Source organism: Providencia sp. (assembly GCF_052096715.1).
GTDB lineage: Bacteria > Pseudomonadota > Gammaproteobacteria > Enterobacterales > Enterobacteriaceae > Providencia.
In genome coordinates, this window is record NZ_JBQDNB010000008.1 from 125,857 (window position 1) to 141,188 (window position 15,332).

General features: G+C 39.0%; 13 protein-coding genes and 2 pseudogenes. 4 read left to right on the forward strand and 11 right to left on the reverse strand.

The genetic code is table 11. From position 1 onward, the window contains the following. Positions 1-14 precede the first annotated feature (14 nt). The 9 genes and pseudogenes from ACTH6U_RS08885 to ACTH6U_RS08925 all read right to left on the reverse strand — a co-directional run bounded on the left by ACTH6U_RS08885 (position 15) and on the right by ACTH6U_RS08925 (position 7,469). Positions 15-407, reverse strand: a complete 393-nt coding sequence (locus ACTH6U_RS08885) for a hypothetical protein (protein WP_441832031.1) — start codon at positions 405-407, stop codon at positions 15-17. A gap of 76 nt (positions 408-483) precedes the next feature. Then, on the reverse strand, positions 484-1,233 hold the full coding sequence (locus ACTH6U_RS08890; protein ID WP_294106640.1) for a hypothetical protein: 750 nt from the start codon (positions 1,231-1,233) through the stop codon (positions 484-486). Between the two features lie 86 nt (positions 1,234-1,319). Continuing rightward, on the reverse strand, positions 1,320-2,210 hold the full coding sequence (locus ACTH6U_RS08895) for a hypothetical protein (protein ID WP_441832032.1): 891 nt from the start codon (positions 2,208-2,210) through the stop codon (positions 1,320-1,322). 10 nt (positions 2,211-2,220) lie between these two features. Next, a complete protein-coding gene (locus tag ACTH6U_RS08900) occupies positions 2,221-3,396 on the reverse strand; it encodes a hypothetical protein (protein ID WP_441832033.1) in 1,176 nt (391 codons plus the stop codon). After that, complete coding sequence (locus ACTH6U_RS08905) at positions 3,387-5,384, reverse strand: fimbria/pilus outer membrane usher protein (protein ID WP_441832050.1); 1,998 nt, start codon at positions 5,382-5,384, stop codon at positions 3,387-3,389. Before ACTH6U_RS08905 ends, ACTH6U_RS08900 begins: the two co-directional genes overlap by 10 nt. Continuing rightward, positions 5,376-5,810: pseudogene (locus ACTH6U_RS08910) on the reverse strand (FimD/PapC N-terminal domain-containing protein); the annotation flags it as partial. The pseudogene ACTH6U_RS08910 and the gene ACTH6U_RS08905, both read right to left, overlap by 9 nt. 213 nt (positions 5,811-6,023) lie before the next feature. Further along, positions 6,024-6,272 carry a fimbrial biogenesis chaperone gene (locus ACTH6U_RS08915; RefSeq protein WP_441832051.1) on the reverse strand — a complete coding sequence of 83 codons (249 nt, stop codon included), beginning with the start codon at positions 6,270-6,272 and terminating at the stop codon, positions 6,024-6,026. A gap of 30 nt (positions 6,273-6,302) precedes the next feature. Beyond that, positions 6,303-6,743, reverse strand: a pseudogene (locus tag ACTH6U_RS08920) (fimbrial biogenesis chaperone); the annotation flags it as partial. Between the two features lie 372 nt (positions 6,744-7,115). After that, positions 7,116-7,469 (reverse strand): helix-turn-helix domain-containing protein, encoded by a 354-nt coding sequence (locus tag ACTH6U_RS08925; RefSeq protein ID WP_294106631.1) that lies wholly within the window; start codon positions 7,467-7,469, stop codon positions 7,116-7,118. A gap of 1,423 nt (positions 7,470-8,892) precedes the next feature. Between ACTH6U_RS08925 and ACTH6U_RS08930 the strand changes: the two genes are divergently transcribed. The 3 genes from ACTH6U_RS08930 (at position 8,893) to ACTH6U_RS08940 (ending at position 11,196) form a co-directional block, all read left to right on the forward strand. Continuing rightward, positions 8,893-9,975, forward strand: a complete 1,083-nt coding sequence (locus ACTH6U_RS08930; RefSeq protein ID WP_441832034.1) for a serine hydrolase domain-containing protein — start codon at positions 8,893-8,895, stop codon at positions 9,973-9,975. After that, positions 9,968-10,681, forward strand: coding sequence for a GNAT family N-acetyltransferase (locus ACTH6U_RS08935; protein ID WP_441832035.1), 714 nt, complete (start codon positions 9,968-9,970; stop codon positions 10,679-10,681). Before ACTH6U_RS08930 ends, ACTH6U_RS08935 begins: the two co-directional genes overlap by 8 nt. Positions 10,682-10,746: 65 nt before the next feature. Then, complete coding sequence (locus ACTH6U_RS08940) at positions 10,747-11,196, forward strand: GNAT family N-acetyltransferase (protein WP_294106625.1); 450 nt, start codon at positions 10,747-10,749, stop codon at positions 11,194-11,196. 114 nt (positions 11,197-11,310) lie between these two features. Here the strand turns inward: ACTH6U_RS08940 and sstT are convergent, their stop codons facing one another. Both sstT and ACTH6U_RS08950 read right to left on the reverse strand, forming a co-directional pair. Further along, positions 11,311-12,564: a serine/threonine transporter SstT gene (sstT, locus tag ACTH6U_RS08945; RefSeq protein ID WP_294106623.1), complete on the reverse strand. Its 1,254-nt coding sequence runs from the start codon at positions 12,562-12,564 to the stop codon at positions 11,311-11,313. A 466-nt stretch (positions 12,565-13,030) separates the two neighbouring features. Continuing rightward, positions 13,031-13,990: a TerC family protein gene (locus ACTH6U_RS08950; protein ID WP_294106621.1), complete on the reverse strand. Its 960-nt coding sequence runs from the start codon at positions 13,988-13,990 to the stop codon at positions 13,031-13,033. A 616-nt stretch (positions 13,991-14,606) separates the two neighbouring features. On the opposite strand from ACTH6U_RS08950, the gene ACTH6U_RS08955 reads away from it, so the two are divergent. Beyond that, positions 14,607-15,275, forward strand: coding sequence for a DedA family protein (locus tag ACTH6U_RS08955; protein WP_294106619.1), 669 nt, complete (start codon positions 14,607-14,609; stop codon positions 15,273-15,275). Positions 15,276-15,332 lie beyond the last annotated feature (57 nt).

Sequence of the window (15,332 nt, forward strand, 5' to 3'; positions counted from 1 at the left end):
CTCCTATTTTAAAGTTAGTTGTAAGTTACCGTACAAACACGAGTAGAAGCATCGGAACAATCGGTACCAATATGGAATATTGTAGGCAGGCTATGTACCTCTGTACCTGCGACTCTGGTCATCCCAATACGAGCACGATCTGGAAATATAAGATATGCATCTACTGCGCTCTGCCAACTAGACCCCATTTGAATGATATAAAAGGGCATGATGTTGATAACAACAGCAGAGCCTGGGCGTAAAGTCGTCGGGTAGGTTGCTACCGTCGGGAGTACTGAAACACCGACTCTTATCGTATTTTGGTGAGGAGCCGGTGGTATAGCATAAATAGGCACCGACAGTGTGGTAATAAACACCGCTGACGGTACTAACCAAACCGCAGCCGAACGTAATAGTCTTATTCGCATATCCAGCCCCTACCAAGCGAGTGTCCTAAAATAATCAAAAAGAGGGAGCTCTCCCCCCCTCTTCTGGTTCTCAGGTTTACTGATAGGTAGCCTGGATAGTGAAATTACCTCTATATATGTTGTCTGCCGCAGTTGCCGCCACTTCAGGGAAGCTGGCATTCGTATAAGATGATTGTAAATAAATTTCAATTGGGTATTGGCCCAATTTGAAATCTGGATCTACGTTACCTGCTGCCTTAGAAATCTTGATATCACCCGCAGTACCTTGTAAATCTATCGCATCAGAATCGCCGATTAAGCCTGCTGATGTTGGGTAAGCTACTGTTGCTTTACCTGCACCTGATGCGGCTTCTACTGCGGCTGTAAAGGCAGTTTTATTCACTGCAACTGCATAGTTGAACCAACGCGTGCCATCTATACGCTCAATTTTCCCTTGGTATGGTGTAGTTAATGCGGCTGTATCTGTAGCATGCGCTGTAAATAACAGATCTAACCCATTACCTGCCGTGTCACAAGCCACTACAGCTTCTGGACCACCTGGTACTGTTGGGTTGGTAAAATCGATATTCATAGAGCGTTTTAATGAAGTCGAATTATCAGTGATTACCGAGCCCGCAGCGCCTACCGCTAGACCAGGTGTCCAACGGAAGAAATTACCTGCCGTCGTTCCGTTTGAAATATTCATTTCGCACGTAACTTTTGTCGGAACTACTTCTAAATCAATTTGTGCTTTCGCTGTTGAACCTGGTGCCGGAGCAACTGCTAATGCGTGAGTAGATAGACCGGCTAGTGCCATTGCAATCAAACTTAATTTTACATTTTTCATATACATTTCCTTTAAAGAAATAAAAAACAACCATTTCCCTCTCATATCAATACGATCGGGGATCTACCACTGCTCGACTCGCTAACTTAATCAATACTCACTGTGATAGTCAGCTTTGATTTATAATCACCAAGTGGAACATTGTCCTTATTTGCCGTACTGTCTCCATGATGCAATCGCACAGTGAGCGGCAATATTATCGAAGCCTTCGAAACAAAATTAGAGGGCAAATACCCACTTTCTGTCTCTGCCGTATTGATTAACTCATCCAATGTTGATTCCGCTGGTGTCCATTCACCATGCCAAACCTGACTAGCATCCAATACATGCTTCTGTTTCCATTCATTACTGAAGCTATATGACGTCCCATCCAGCTTCACAACACAATAATTTGCCGTGTTGCACTGCATACCTGTCGATAGTTTTTTCAACGGCAAATACGAAGTTTCTTCACCATTCACTCGGGCATCACTAAGTCCAACGGTGTAATACAACCATGATTGGCTGCTGGTATTTTCTTCAGTTTGCCATGGCGATACCGGTGCTCCTGGCACTACTGGTGCAGCCATATCACCTAGATATGTCATAAGCCCTGCATAACCACTTTCCGCACCCGTTGTTGAGACGTTATCTGCCATCAAATTAATATTAAGTTGAGACAGCGAGCAGTTCTCAATCACCAAATTCACACGCTCCGCTTGCATGACTTCATTACTAGCTGCTTTCGCCCAACGAACCCCTGATATCTCAGTGAACTCCATCTTGTAACCTCCGCCGTTGGCGGTTACCGCACTACCATTCATTGTCATTGTGTTTAATTGGCACGAAGGCACATATAAATACCCCTTCATCACCATATCGCCGCTTTGGTAGGATACGCCCCCTAAATCTGTCGCTTGGCTTTGCGGAAAACTGCCTATCACACATACTGAAACCCAAGAAAATAACTTCCGTATACCAGCCGATATCATCGTCATACTCCTCCCCTTATTGGTAGCTAAGGGTATACATGCCCTTAGCCACAATGGCTCCAGCATCGCTCACACTCAGATTAGTTCCTGGTTTAATAGCGTAGCTCGCCTTAAAGTTCACAATAATATCTGGGGCGGATGCTGGTCTTGGCGTAGACAACGTAGCTTGTGGCAACAGACTCGTCACTTGGCTATCCCATTTCACCAATTTCTCATTCCCTGTTCCCGGCCACTCACTCGAGTTAAACCACAACTGGAAGCCTACTGAACTATTCGTACCATCAGATTTTTTGGCTTGTAAAATTTTGTCTCCATCGGTTGTACCTGTCATTGGCGTGAATTGAATATTCAGCTCAGTATTTCCCACACAAGTCAGTCGCAGCTCACGTCGAACCGCATCAGAAGGTGCCTGGCTCTTCACGTCATACAGGTTGTGATCTCCCACTACATTGATGCTGCGCGCAGGTAAATTAAATATCAAAGATCCTGAGTTAACATTGCAAGATGCCAACGTGGTATTTCCCATCACTTTCACTACGTCTTTATATTTAGCAATTTCGACATCACCTTTTTTAAAGGTCACCACGCGGCTCAATAACTCACGATCAAGCGTAGAAATATCACCCGGCTGAACATCATTTCCGATAATCAGTAACCCCACCTCCAGCTCTATTGCAGGAAATGCATTACCGTTTTTATTCGTCAGCTTGCACTGGTAAAAATCATTCGATAAGCTCAAGGGATCGCAGTTTGTTCCCCCTATACTGCCTTTATGGCGTATCATAGTTTCAATATTACGCACCACTCCCGTAGTGTAAGCTGATGGACGAAATACCCAGACTTGTGAACCGCCACCACCATTACTGGCTATCAAATTTGTACGTTCAACATCCAAATAAGCTTGGTCAGAAACCCACTCCACGCTATAGGTGTAGTCATTGATATTGCCTCGGCATGATCCACAATTAACCGCAGGTAAACTCACCATCTTCGAGACAATAGGATGAACACTGCTCACTCGTACGGGAGCACTAATCGTCTGTGTACCAAAGGACACAGTAAAATTACGATTAATAGTGTCTGCTAGACTGACTGTTGATATCGCCATGGATGCCGTGCTTGTCATCAATAATGTCAACAGTAAACGCGATATTTTCGGTGTAGATTTAAGTAATGAATTCACTATTGACATTGCACCGTCTCCTCCGTAAATGTTCCGTCTTCTTCCGGTAATGTGAATTCCCCTTCACACCCCTCGTCATCATACTTGCCCCACTTGGCCTGTAAGACGCCGCTGTTAGCAAGACCCGACAAGTACACTTTGCCTTTCTCAGCAACAATCCCAGTACGAGTAGTTCCTTTGGTATTCACAGTCACAACCGTACCAAATGGTAACGGCTTCCCCTGATGTAATAATTTCAATAACACGCGACGGCCCACTTCAGCATCAAATGGCACTTTTACTAGTGCGCCTTTCGAAGGAATAAGCACTGCATTGTTATTACGAATTTCCACGTTCTCAGGTAAACTCGCCACATTAATAGACACTTCGTTACGGGCGTAGGGGATAAGATTCGGTACAACGGCATTCCCAAACCAATCAGTTTGAATATTACCGTGAGACATACCCACACCTGATGCTCCCGGAATTTCCACTAATGCCATGGCACTTTCAAATGATAATGGTTGTGATAATGTCACACCGTCAGGATGCACAATCACTCCCCCACTGATACCGTAATTGGTCTGCCATGCATCACGTTGGCGACCATAACCTACATTCATGTTTCCATAAGCGGCGTTATACCCCAGGCTCGTATTGGTATTTGCACCTTGATCCTGGTTATCCCACCCTTCTGATACTGAATAATTTAAGCGGCTGTCATCAAAGAAACTACCGTTCAGCCCCACGTTGTGTTGTACACGATTGTTATAGCCATACATTGCGTAATTCACTGATGTGTTACTTGAGCCTAACCAATCCCCAAAGGAAGTAGACATCGTCAATGAAAACGTTTTATCTGTACCGCTACCAGGGGAACGATTGATGCCACCAGCGAGAGAAATAGACACTTGATTAATACTTTTACTGTAACTTACTGACCAATTTTCACTGTAACCGGACTGGTTCCAGTAATCGTCCCGGCTACCCGATAAAGATGCAGACCCATAATCGCCTAAACCTTGAGAGAGTGACATTTGAAGGCGAGAGCGTTGATGTTTTCGATTATCCTCATCCCCCGCAGTAAAAACCCGAGGGTCAACCCTCAATGCTTCACTGAAAGTGTAGTAATCACTGGTTGCATAGCGGTATGCCATCAAGTTAACTGATGTCTCGTCAAAAGCTCGTGAATAGGATAATCGGTATGCTTGTCCCCTCTTGGTACCGTAATTCCCAGGAAAACGTGCATCGGAATAGATTACATCCGCCGATATTGCTCCAATAACTGGCAGGTATTGCCCTACACCTAAAGACAATGTTGCATAATCTTTACTCAAAATACTGCCACTATAGAGCGTCGTACTATTCGTTGCTCCCCAAGCTAACGACCCTAGCGCAAAGTCCTTACTCATACTGTTACTATTCAGACTTTCCACGTGGTAACGCCCCGTCGCTAAGTTGTAATATGTTCGACCTTGGCGCACCAAAATCGGTACTTGTGCACTGGCTTGGGTATAGCGGCGAATGGTACCGTCCGACTCTCGGATCTCAATATCCATATCCCCGTTATAGTTACGAGTTAAGTCTTTGAATTCAAAAGGCCCTGGTGGGACATTTTGTTGAAATATCAACGAATTCCCTTGATACACCGATACCACCGCATTACTATTCGCAATACCACTAACGACTGGAGCAAAGCCGCCTAAATCCGGATTTAACATAGAGTCATCAGACTGCAACATCACCCCTTCGAATGGGATGCTTTCTAGAATATTACCGTCGGTAGACGTCTGTCCCACCGTAAGTTGCCCGCCTTGCCAAAAACTATAATCGTGTTGCAAATACGTATTTAGTACGTTCCATTTAGAATGCCCTGTTGAACTGGTGGCATAATTCATATCATTCCGAACTCGCCACCCCATAATATTCAACAAACCACTCAAATTTAAAAAATCAAAACGATAAGTTCCATCCGAGTTATTGTTCATGCTAGAACCAGAATAATCGTAGTTAACCATTAACGCAGGAACCCCCTGTTCCCATGTTGATGGCGGTGTGCGAAGCCATCCTGGTGGCGTAATGTAAGCCTGTGGAACGGTGATTTTTAATGAACCATCTTGATAATTAAAAACCTCTTTAGATTCAGGAACCCATTCGGATATTCCTCCTCGAAGGCCCATTTCATCTTCTGTACCCCTAGCGCCCTTGTCTTGAGCAGTAGGTACTGTTTCAACAGGTAAAGCATGCAGAGTTTTATCTGACTCAATGCCCCACGCCTCCAGTAATTGCGGAGTAATAACCGCTTGTAATACACCAGGATCTCTTTCGCTAGCGACAAAACTTACTGGACGTTGGTCAACTTTCTTATCATTGACATATACGGTGACATCGTATTCGCCTGGAAACATTCCGCCAGATTTGGCAAAATAATCTAAATTGAAAGATGTTGATTCAGCTTTGTCTGAGAACTGTAAAAACCAATGTCAAAATCTAATGCCTCTTCTGCAACACCCTGAACAATAAATCCCCCAAACGCCAATGCACACGATAAGCTTATCTTTCCCTGATGGATTAAAATTCGCCATTTCATTATTATTCTCTTAGGTTGTGTTCAGAGTTCAGGGGCTTACCACATCAAAGCAACTAGCCCACCATCATTAAAAGGCTTTACTAACCTTGTTTGTCTTACCACCAAAATCATTGATAGTTTGATAAGAGACAGTGCCACTCTTTACCGTTGACTCAACCGCAATACTGCCAAATGGCGGTATCATTGGATCTGCAGGAGTCAGGGTGGTTGTGTCATTTAAAATAATATTGGTCAGTGTCAAGTAGTACGGCGATGGGTTACTCAGCATTAGGGTATTGCCATTCAATTTAACATTCACACCACCATATGCTTCCACCAACGCACGCTCATCACTTAGAGACTGCGGTCGGTAAAATAATTTAATTTGCGTATTCAGTGCGAATTGAATAACACTGCCTTTGGCATCTTTCGGCTTTGGCGGTATTGCTAGAACATTGATATAAAAAACTGACTATCGGTCTTCAGGTAATGCTCCCCCCGCCCGATTCACTCGTAATTGCACAGATGAATTTGGATCTAGACGGTACAAGGGTGGCGTGATAACAAAGCTTTCCACTGCATCATCTTCTGTCACTTCTTTGCCCGTTTTTTCATACGGTGAAGCCCAAGAGCGAATTAACCATGTATCTGTTGCAGACGAATTATTCGCAGTAAATACAGCAGCTTTCTCATTCGAATTAAACACTACTCGGGTTGTACCTAAATAAATACCGCCTTGTGAGATACTGCCTTCCGCTAATACGGATGCAGACAATATCAGTAATAAAAACCCGAAAATCCTGTGCATGATGAGTGTTCTCTCTTTTGTCTAATATCGCCAAAAATAAAATGTAAGTACGGCCAAGGAAATAGGCGATACCGTCGCAATAAAATCCGCAAAGTTACATTTCATTCTATTTATTAAAATCGAATAAATATGGAAACCCGTGTTAACGACAATAAGCACATTGAGCATATGCTCTTTCCTTTACTCCGATAAAAATAATTGAGCATGTTTTATATATTCATTTAAAATATGAACTATTTATATCAAAGTAAAAACTGTGCCATAACGTAAAAATACTTATCATCAATAATGTAAAAAACAAATAAAACTCTATATTTTTTATGTGGACTTTTAAAATAGCCTATTATTCATATAATAAGTAACTCAGATTCATTACCGAATACTTAAGTATTCAATATCAGCCAAATAAGCTTCAAAAGGATTAAATGAAGTGCAATATTTATTGTCAATAGCTGACTGTATTTCTGACGACTGTAACTTAACGTCAATATAATTAAAAAAATGCGACATTGGTAAACCTAAAACCGTGACATAATTAAAAATAAAATCCAACGATACTTTATTTCTTCCACGCTCATAACGTGAGATTTGTTGTTGGCTCATATGCATCACAGTTCCTAACTCCTTTCCTGTTAACCCTTTATTAACACGTGTTGCCCTAAGGTAATCTCCTACCATACTGTCAAAATCATGGTCACTTGAATTTAATAAGGTGGCCTTTTTCATATTCACCTCTATTTAAGTTAAGGATTATTCCTTGAAGCACAATTTAGCTTTTGGTGTCTTGTTAGTAAAATCGTTTATTGCATCATAATAAGTCATTTTTGATAGATTAAACCTATCAAAAATTGTCAACTAATCGTTAATTACGATCAAAAACACACCAAATAAGCGTATATTTGAATTATTCCTTAAATTACAACCAGATACGAATTACTCATTAAATGAGTTAAAACTAATGCTTTATGCTGCAATAATGCAGTGTTATTAATATTGATTAGCAGTAAAAGGATAGCCACAAATTTTTATTCTAAATATTTTACTCTAATATCTTTGGATAAATAAAATAAGGTTATTTTTTTATACTTTAAAATTAATAAAAAAAACCAAAATAAAAGAAAAATCGTTTAATTATTACATTAATAATGTAAATTAAATGAAAAAACGCTGATGTAAAGTTAAAATAATTCAATATAAAAACCGAGTTTAGAATAAATAAATGTGATCTCAAACGAATAAATAACAAAAAAAAACATGATTATATAGCATAAGAATAATCTCAAAAAAAACACATTAAAATTAAAGAACATAAAAAAAATTCAAATAGAAGATCCCTTCATCATTAAATTGAGTAAAAATAAACTATATTTTCCTATCCAAGCTTTCATTTAAATGAAGATTGACATAAAAAACCATATGATAGAAATTCTGATAATTAACGATTAACACCATTGTATAATGTAATAAATCATTAAGAATAAAGTCATATTACATTGCAGTTTATGATTTTTTATCTTCATAAGCCCAGTTACCTTTCTTTTTACATTACTCATAAGCATTAACATCTCAAACTCAACAATCTTATTCGATGAATTCGAAAACCAATTGCTTAGCTAATTGAAACAATAAAATAAAGTATATCTGTAGCCATCAAAAGTGCTTCTATCATGCTATATAGCCTAGCAACGTTGTAACACACACATAAACCGTTGTAACAAAATCAACTCTAGGCAAAGAAAAATTCCACGAAACCATCCGTTATTTTTGCCACCAACTAGAAATATTCAAAGTTACTATTAACCTTGAACACAAAGTGGATGCTACTAGTCTGATAGCAAAGTAGTCATTGGCTGCATCAATGAAGAATCTGTACCTACGAAGGCATTAACTTGAAAACTAAAGCTTCGATTAGTGCAGTGCCTATATGATGAATAGAGCCAATAATATGAAACCTCATCTGTTTCTACATTTTCAACTTGACTTAAAGTTAACTTGAAGTTGTATCATTGCAGCCTGTAGCGGATTTAATCGTTCGAGTAGATTTTGAAGATAGTACAAAATGATTTGTGTTGCCTCTAATTTAGATTGTCGATTCTCTTAATTTATTATGTCCGATACTTTTGAGAATGAAATAATGAGGAAAAATAAATTGAATATTGATTCAAATATAGGGCATATGAAATATAACGATACAAAGCAAAAATTTTCTGAATGGGAACAACAACTTATAACAGATGGGCCGGGTTTTACTTATATGGCAAAATTTGATCAGGGAGAATCTTATTCAGGTAGTCTTGGATTCGCTGATCTTGAAGAGAAAAAAAGACTAACAATTGATAGTATTTTTAATCTAGCTTCTATATCAAAGCAATTCACCGCTTTCTCTATCTTGCTGTTAGAACAAGGTAACAAGCTTGCTTTACACGACCCAATCACAAAATATTTACCCGAACTTCCTGAATATGCTAATGATATTACCATTCAAGACTTAATTTATCATATTGGTGGAATGGTCGATTACATAGAATTAGCCTTAGACAAGCAGATTGATTATTCAGATCCGTTAGGGCCAGAAGAGAGTTTAGCTGATTTAGTTGCCTACCCCGTTCCCCTTTATCAAGTAGGGACTCAGTTTGATTATAGCAATACTGGCTATTTTTTATTGTCCATTATTATTGAACGAGTCAGTGGCCAAAGCTATAAAGATTTTGCCCAAGAACACATATTTAGCCCTTTAAAAATGGATAACTCCTTCATCGTAGAATCGTATCCAGTTCAAACTATGATTGCTCGAGGTTATCGTAAAGATAGTAAATTCAGCTATCAATTATATGAGAGCTTATGGACTCAAACGGGTGATGGTGCAGTTCATTCTACTGCCTCAGATTTAATGAAATGGGGTGAAAACTTTGCCAGTGGAAAAGTTGGCGGTAAAGCGCTTGTCGAAAAGATGCTTCAAGCATTACCCCCTAAACATATCACAGGCAAAACCATTAAAAACCACGAGCAATATGCCTATGGAATCATTATCTCACAACACTTCGGTATCTCACATTTTGAACATTCAGGGGGATGGGCTGGCTATGCTACCTATTTTTTACGCATACCTTCCTTAGGCTTGAGTGTTGCCGTCTTAGGTAATATTGAAAATTTAGATACACAAAAGATCGCTTATGATATTACCGACATAATTTTGACTCAATATAAGGAACTCTATATCCACAATGATTAATAATAATGTGGCTACATATTGGCTAAAAGAGAAAACTTCCGGTAAATGTTATTTAAATCAACATGATTTCGCTGTGTATGTGAACCCTCATTTAGATGAAGATTATTTAGCTGTGGCGATTCAAGATCAAAATAAGTATTGGCTTTCATTACACCCGCAATTATACGCTGAATTATCTATTAACACAGAGTTAACCCAAGAAACCGCAGAACCATTGCGAAAACACCTAGCTGACCGATGGTATGGAGCAGATCAGTTTTTTTATTTTAGCCAAGAGGCACTATCAGCACTACGACTCAAAAAAGTTCCCTATTACATTCGTGCATTAACAGATGCGGATACAAAAATATTTCAATCTTTTTGTGAAGCCTCCAGTGAAGAAGACTTAGACGGCGCTTCTGTCGAGCTTGAACATTGGCTAGTCTATGGTCTATTTTCTAATGGGCAATTAGTAGCAGTCGCAAGTATGTATCCTTGGGATGAAGAGGCAAGTATCGCTGACTTAGGTGTTTTAACCTTATCTGAGCAACGTGGAAAAGGCTATGCTCGCGAATTAGTACTCGCGATTTGTCAGATAGCATTAGAAAAAGGGTACCAGCCACAGTATAGATGTCAGTTAGATAATAATGCATCCTTAGCATTAGCAAATTCTTTAAATTTAATGTCTTATATTAAATGGGATGTAATTCTTCGGACCAACGACTAAAAAAACAACAAACATTGAATATTTCATTGAAACGAATCAACGACTCTATTAAGAATAGTAGTTATATGATTAATATAAATGGCATCAACCAAGGCAATTTGTTTGATGTGTGTGAATTAACATCTAATTCAGATGGCGTTGCCACTGTACTAGAAGACTATATCTGTTGTAATGCAACATCAATTGCAGAAGCGAGTTACTTCCCAAACTTTCACCCTAAGTCATTATATTATAACGATACTTTAATCGGCTTTTTTATGTATAAAACAGATATTAACAATCTAAAAGAAGTTATGCTTTGTAGATATATGCTTGATTATAAATTTATTGGAAGAGGTTTAGGGAAAAAATCATTTAATGCGATACTAAATTTTTTTAGTTCAGAAGGAATTAAATCAGTCACACTAGGGCTTGATGAAAAAAATATAGTAGCAAAAAATTTATATCAGTCATTTGGTTTTGAATTCACAGGAAAAATTGTGGATACCGAAAATATTTATCATTTAGTTTTATAGCTCAATATAAACCCCTATTGAAAATGATGAGAGTACCCATAAATTACACAAAACCCGCTTTTAAAGGCGGGTTTATTAATTCAAGATATTTATTTGTAATATCAATTAGCAATATTAATCACGATGAGATAACTGGGCTTCTGAATCAGCCAAACGCTCATCTTCCGCCAAACAGACTGCCGCAGTGAATAAGACATCCGTTGATGAATTCAGCGCTGTTTCTGCTGAATCTTGCAGTACGCCAATCATTACACCTACTGCGACTACTTGCATGGCAATTTCGTTGGAAATTCCAAACATATTACACGCCAATGGAATAAGCAGTAATGACCCACCCGCTACACCCGACGCGCCACAAGCACAAACCGCAGCGACTACACTTAATAACAATGCAGTTGGGATATCAACAGGAATATTAAGAGTATTTACGGCAGCCAATGTCAGCACAGTAATGGTCACCGCTGCACCCGCCATATTAATGGTTGCGCCAAGCGGAATAGAGACAGAATAAGTATCTTCATGCAAATTCATACGGCGACACATGCCCATATTTACAGGAATATTAGCCGCAGAGCTTCGAGTAAAGAATGCTGTCACACCACTTTCACGTAAACAAGCAAATACTAATGGGAACGGATTGCGTCTCATTTTCCAATAGACAATCAGCGGGTTAACAATGAATGCTACTACCAACATACAACCAATGAGAACAGCAAGAACGTGGAAGTAACCTTTTAAGGTTTCAAAACCGGTTATCGCTATTGTAGAAGAAACGAGACCAAAAATACCTAAAGGGGCAAGCCTTATCACAACGCGAACCAATTGCGTAACTGCGTTCGATAAGTCATGGATCACGTTCTTAGTCGTCTCATTTGCATGACGTAAAGCAATACCAAGCCCAACTGCCCATGCCAAAATCCCAATATAGTTACCTTTAATTAGTGCATCAACGGGGTTAGCAAACACATTGACTAATAATCCTTTCAATACCTCAGCAATATTTCCTGGGGGATTTAACTGTGTATCACCAACCGCTAACACTAAGCTCGATGGGAAAAGGAATGAGCCAATAACCGCCACAACAGCCGCAAAAAAAGTACCTAAAATATAAAGCACTAAAATTGGACGAATATTCGTTTTTTGACCTTGTCGGTGATTAGCAATTGAAGACATCACTAATACCCAAACTAATATTGGTGCAACAGCTTTTAATGCACTTACAAATAAATCGCCCAACAGCGCAACGTTCTTAGCCGCTGATGGCCACAACCATGCCAGTAACATACCAGCAATAAGGGCAACAAGAATTTGTTTAACCAAACTGCCATGAGTAATTACTCGCCATAACCCTGCTTTGTTTGTTTCCATAGTAGACCTATATTATTTATCTTTTATTATGAATTAGATGTGTTTGCTAAGAAGTTAATATTCATGGTCAATTTTTGTTTGAATTCAACACATTTTAATTAAATCCGTACAGTAATGCTTATTGACTCAGAAGAGCTAAGTAAGCATTTCTTTAATGGATATAAATTCATTATTCATTAGATTTATGGCTTTCCATAGCGAATAAATCGTTACAAAAATAAGCATGAAACATCAACTGCCTCTGCGCCAGTATAAGGAATAATAATCGCCTGAAAAGGCTATTATCCAAAATATACACAATGATTTAATTTGTTTAACAAATATTTTACACAACTGTGATCGCAATAGAGTTTTGTTTCTTATAGTAGAATGACGTAATAGAAAATGAATGATATTTTTCAGCGAGTTAAAACAAAAAAAGCACCCTACGTTACCGTTAGGGTGCTTAATCTTAAAAACAATTTTATTAACGATTAGATTCGTTGCGTTTATTCACAATGGTATTGATAACCAATGTCAGTACTAAAATTGCAGCAATCGTGCCTAAAGAGATTGCCGTTGGAATATGATAAATATCCATCAACAACATTTTCACACCGATAAAGCTTAAAATTACCGCTAAACCATACTTCAACATCGTGAATTTCTCTGCAACGCCAGCCAGCAAGAAGTACATTGCACGTAAACCTAAAATGGCAAATAAGTTAGAGGTTAAAACAATGAATGGGTCAGTTGTGACGGCAAAAATAGCCGGTATGCTGTCTACAGCAAAAATAACATCACTGATTTCAACCAATATCAAAACTAAAATTAATGGCGTCGCAATTAATACGCCGTTTTGTTTAATAAAAAACTTTTCACCATGAAGTTCGTCAGTCATACGCAAGTGTGAACGAACCCATCGGACTAACGGCTTGTCATTAATGGGTGAATCATCTTCTTTTGAAAACGCCATTTTAAGCCCAGTAAAGAGTAAAAATAGCCCGAAGATATATAAAATCCAACTAAATTGCATGACCAACCAACTGCCTGCGAAAATCATAATAGTACGCAGGACAATCGCACCTAACACACCGTAAACCAGTACACGTCGTTGTAAAGTCGCAGGAATAGCAAAATAACTAAAGAGCATTAACCAAACAAATACGTTATCAACTGCCAATGCTTTTTCTAATAAATAACCGGTGAGGAAAGCCATGGTTTGGCTATCTGCAAACTCACGACCAACAGTGTCATTGAAATACCACCACAAACCACCCGCAAAAATAAGCGATAACGTAACCCAGACAATACTCCAGCTAGCTGCCTGTTTCATCGACATCGCTTGACCTTTATGCTTTCCTTGCCAAAAAAGATCAACAAGCAGCATAGCTAAAATAATGACCGCAAAACTACCCCATAATATTGGGTTACCTACAGAGTTCATTTCCTTTCCCTTTAATACAAAAAAAACGGCTGATATCCAGAAGACATCAGCCGCTTAAAATGCTTTAACCTCAAGAAGTTATCTTTTGGTTGTAAACAATGTGCAAACCTCGCCTTCTGGCAAGGTCTCACTTACAACACAAATAACCTGATGGTTAGAATGTGGTGCTCGGCTACCGGGCGCAATGTGTGCACCGTAATGACGATAAACCGACAAGAAAGAAGTTACTCCCCTTTGCTGCCAGTGAAGATAATGTAAATAGTCTTAAAATGCAATAAGTACAAAGTAACAATTCAAAAAATATTTGGATCGATAAATAGCAAATTAAGTGATTTTTTCCGACTTTTTCGGACAAACTATAGCTCTAAACGTATTTTTTAGGTACTTTACGTTTAACCAAAAAAGAGAGAGAAATTGTAAAAAACACCCGAAACTTAAATGAATACTAAAAATAAGCTTAAAATTTACTGTTTAGTTATTTTCTGTTTTGTTAAAGTGGGCGTGCTTTAAAACTAACAGCCTGCGGAAACGCGAGTTTCACTCAGGTATCCACTTAATCCATTTCTCCCTGCCCAACAACAAGTTTGTTGCTGTTATTGCCGTTTAGGAAACATTAATGGAATTAGTTAAAGAACTTTTTTTTGCCCTTTGGCACCAAGATTATGTCACTCTATCTAACCCGTCTTTAGTATGGGCTATTTATTTTATGCTGTTCTCTATTCTCTTTCTTGAAAATGGAGTTCTTCCGGCCGCATTTTTACCCGGAGATAGCTTATTGATTTTAGTTGGTGTTTTGATTGCTAAAGGTACGTTGAGCTACCCGCTAACTATTGTAATATTAACCGCAGGCGCAAGTTTAGGCTGTTGGGTCGGTTATATACAGGGGCGATGGCTTGGAAATACAAAATTGGTTAAAGGTTGGCTCTCACACCTCCCCGAACACTACCACCAGCGCGCCTATAGTTTATTCCACCGCCATGGCCTTGCCGCTCTCCTAATAGGTCGTTTTTTAGCGTTCGTTAGAACCTTGCTGCCAACTATTGCTGGCCTCGCAGGATTGAAAAATGGTCGTTTTCAAATATTCAACTGGCTCAGTGGCTTATTATGGGTATTGATTTTAACCGCAATCGGTTATGGATTCGGCAAAAGTCCAATTTTCTTACAATATGAACATCGCATAATGAATGTACTGATGTTGATCCCTGTTGGACTGTTGATTATTGGCCTTGTCGGCAGTATTGCTGTTGTGGTTAAGAAAAAACTTTCCGGTAAGAAAGCTGGCTAATTCTCTTGTGGGGGCCGATTTTAACGCTCCCACACCTTTATTTTACATACTTTTACC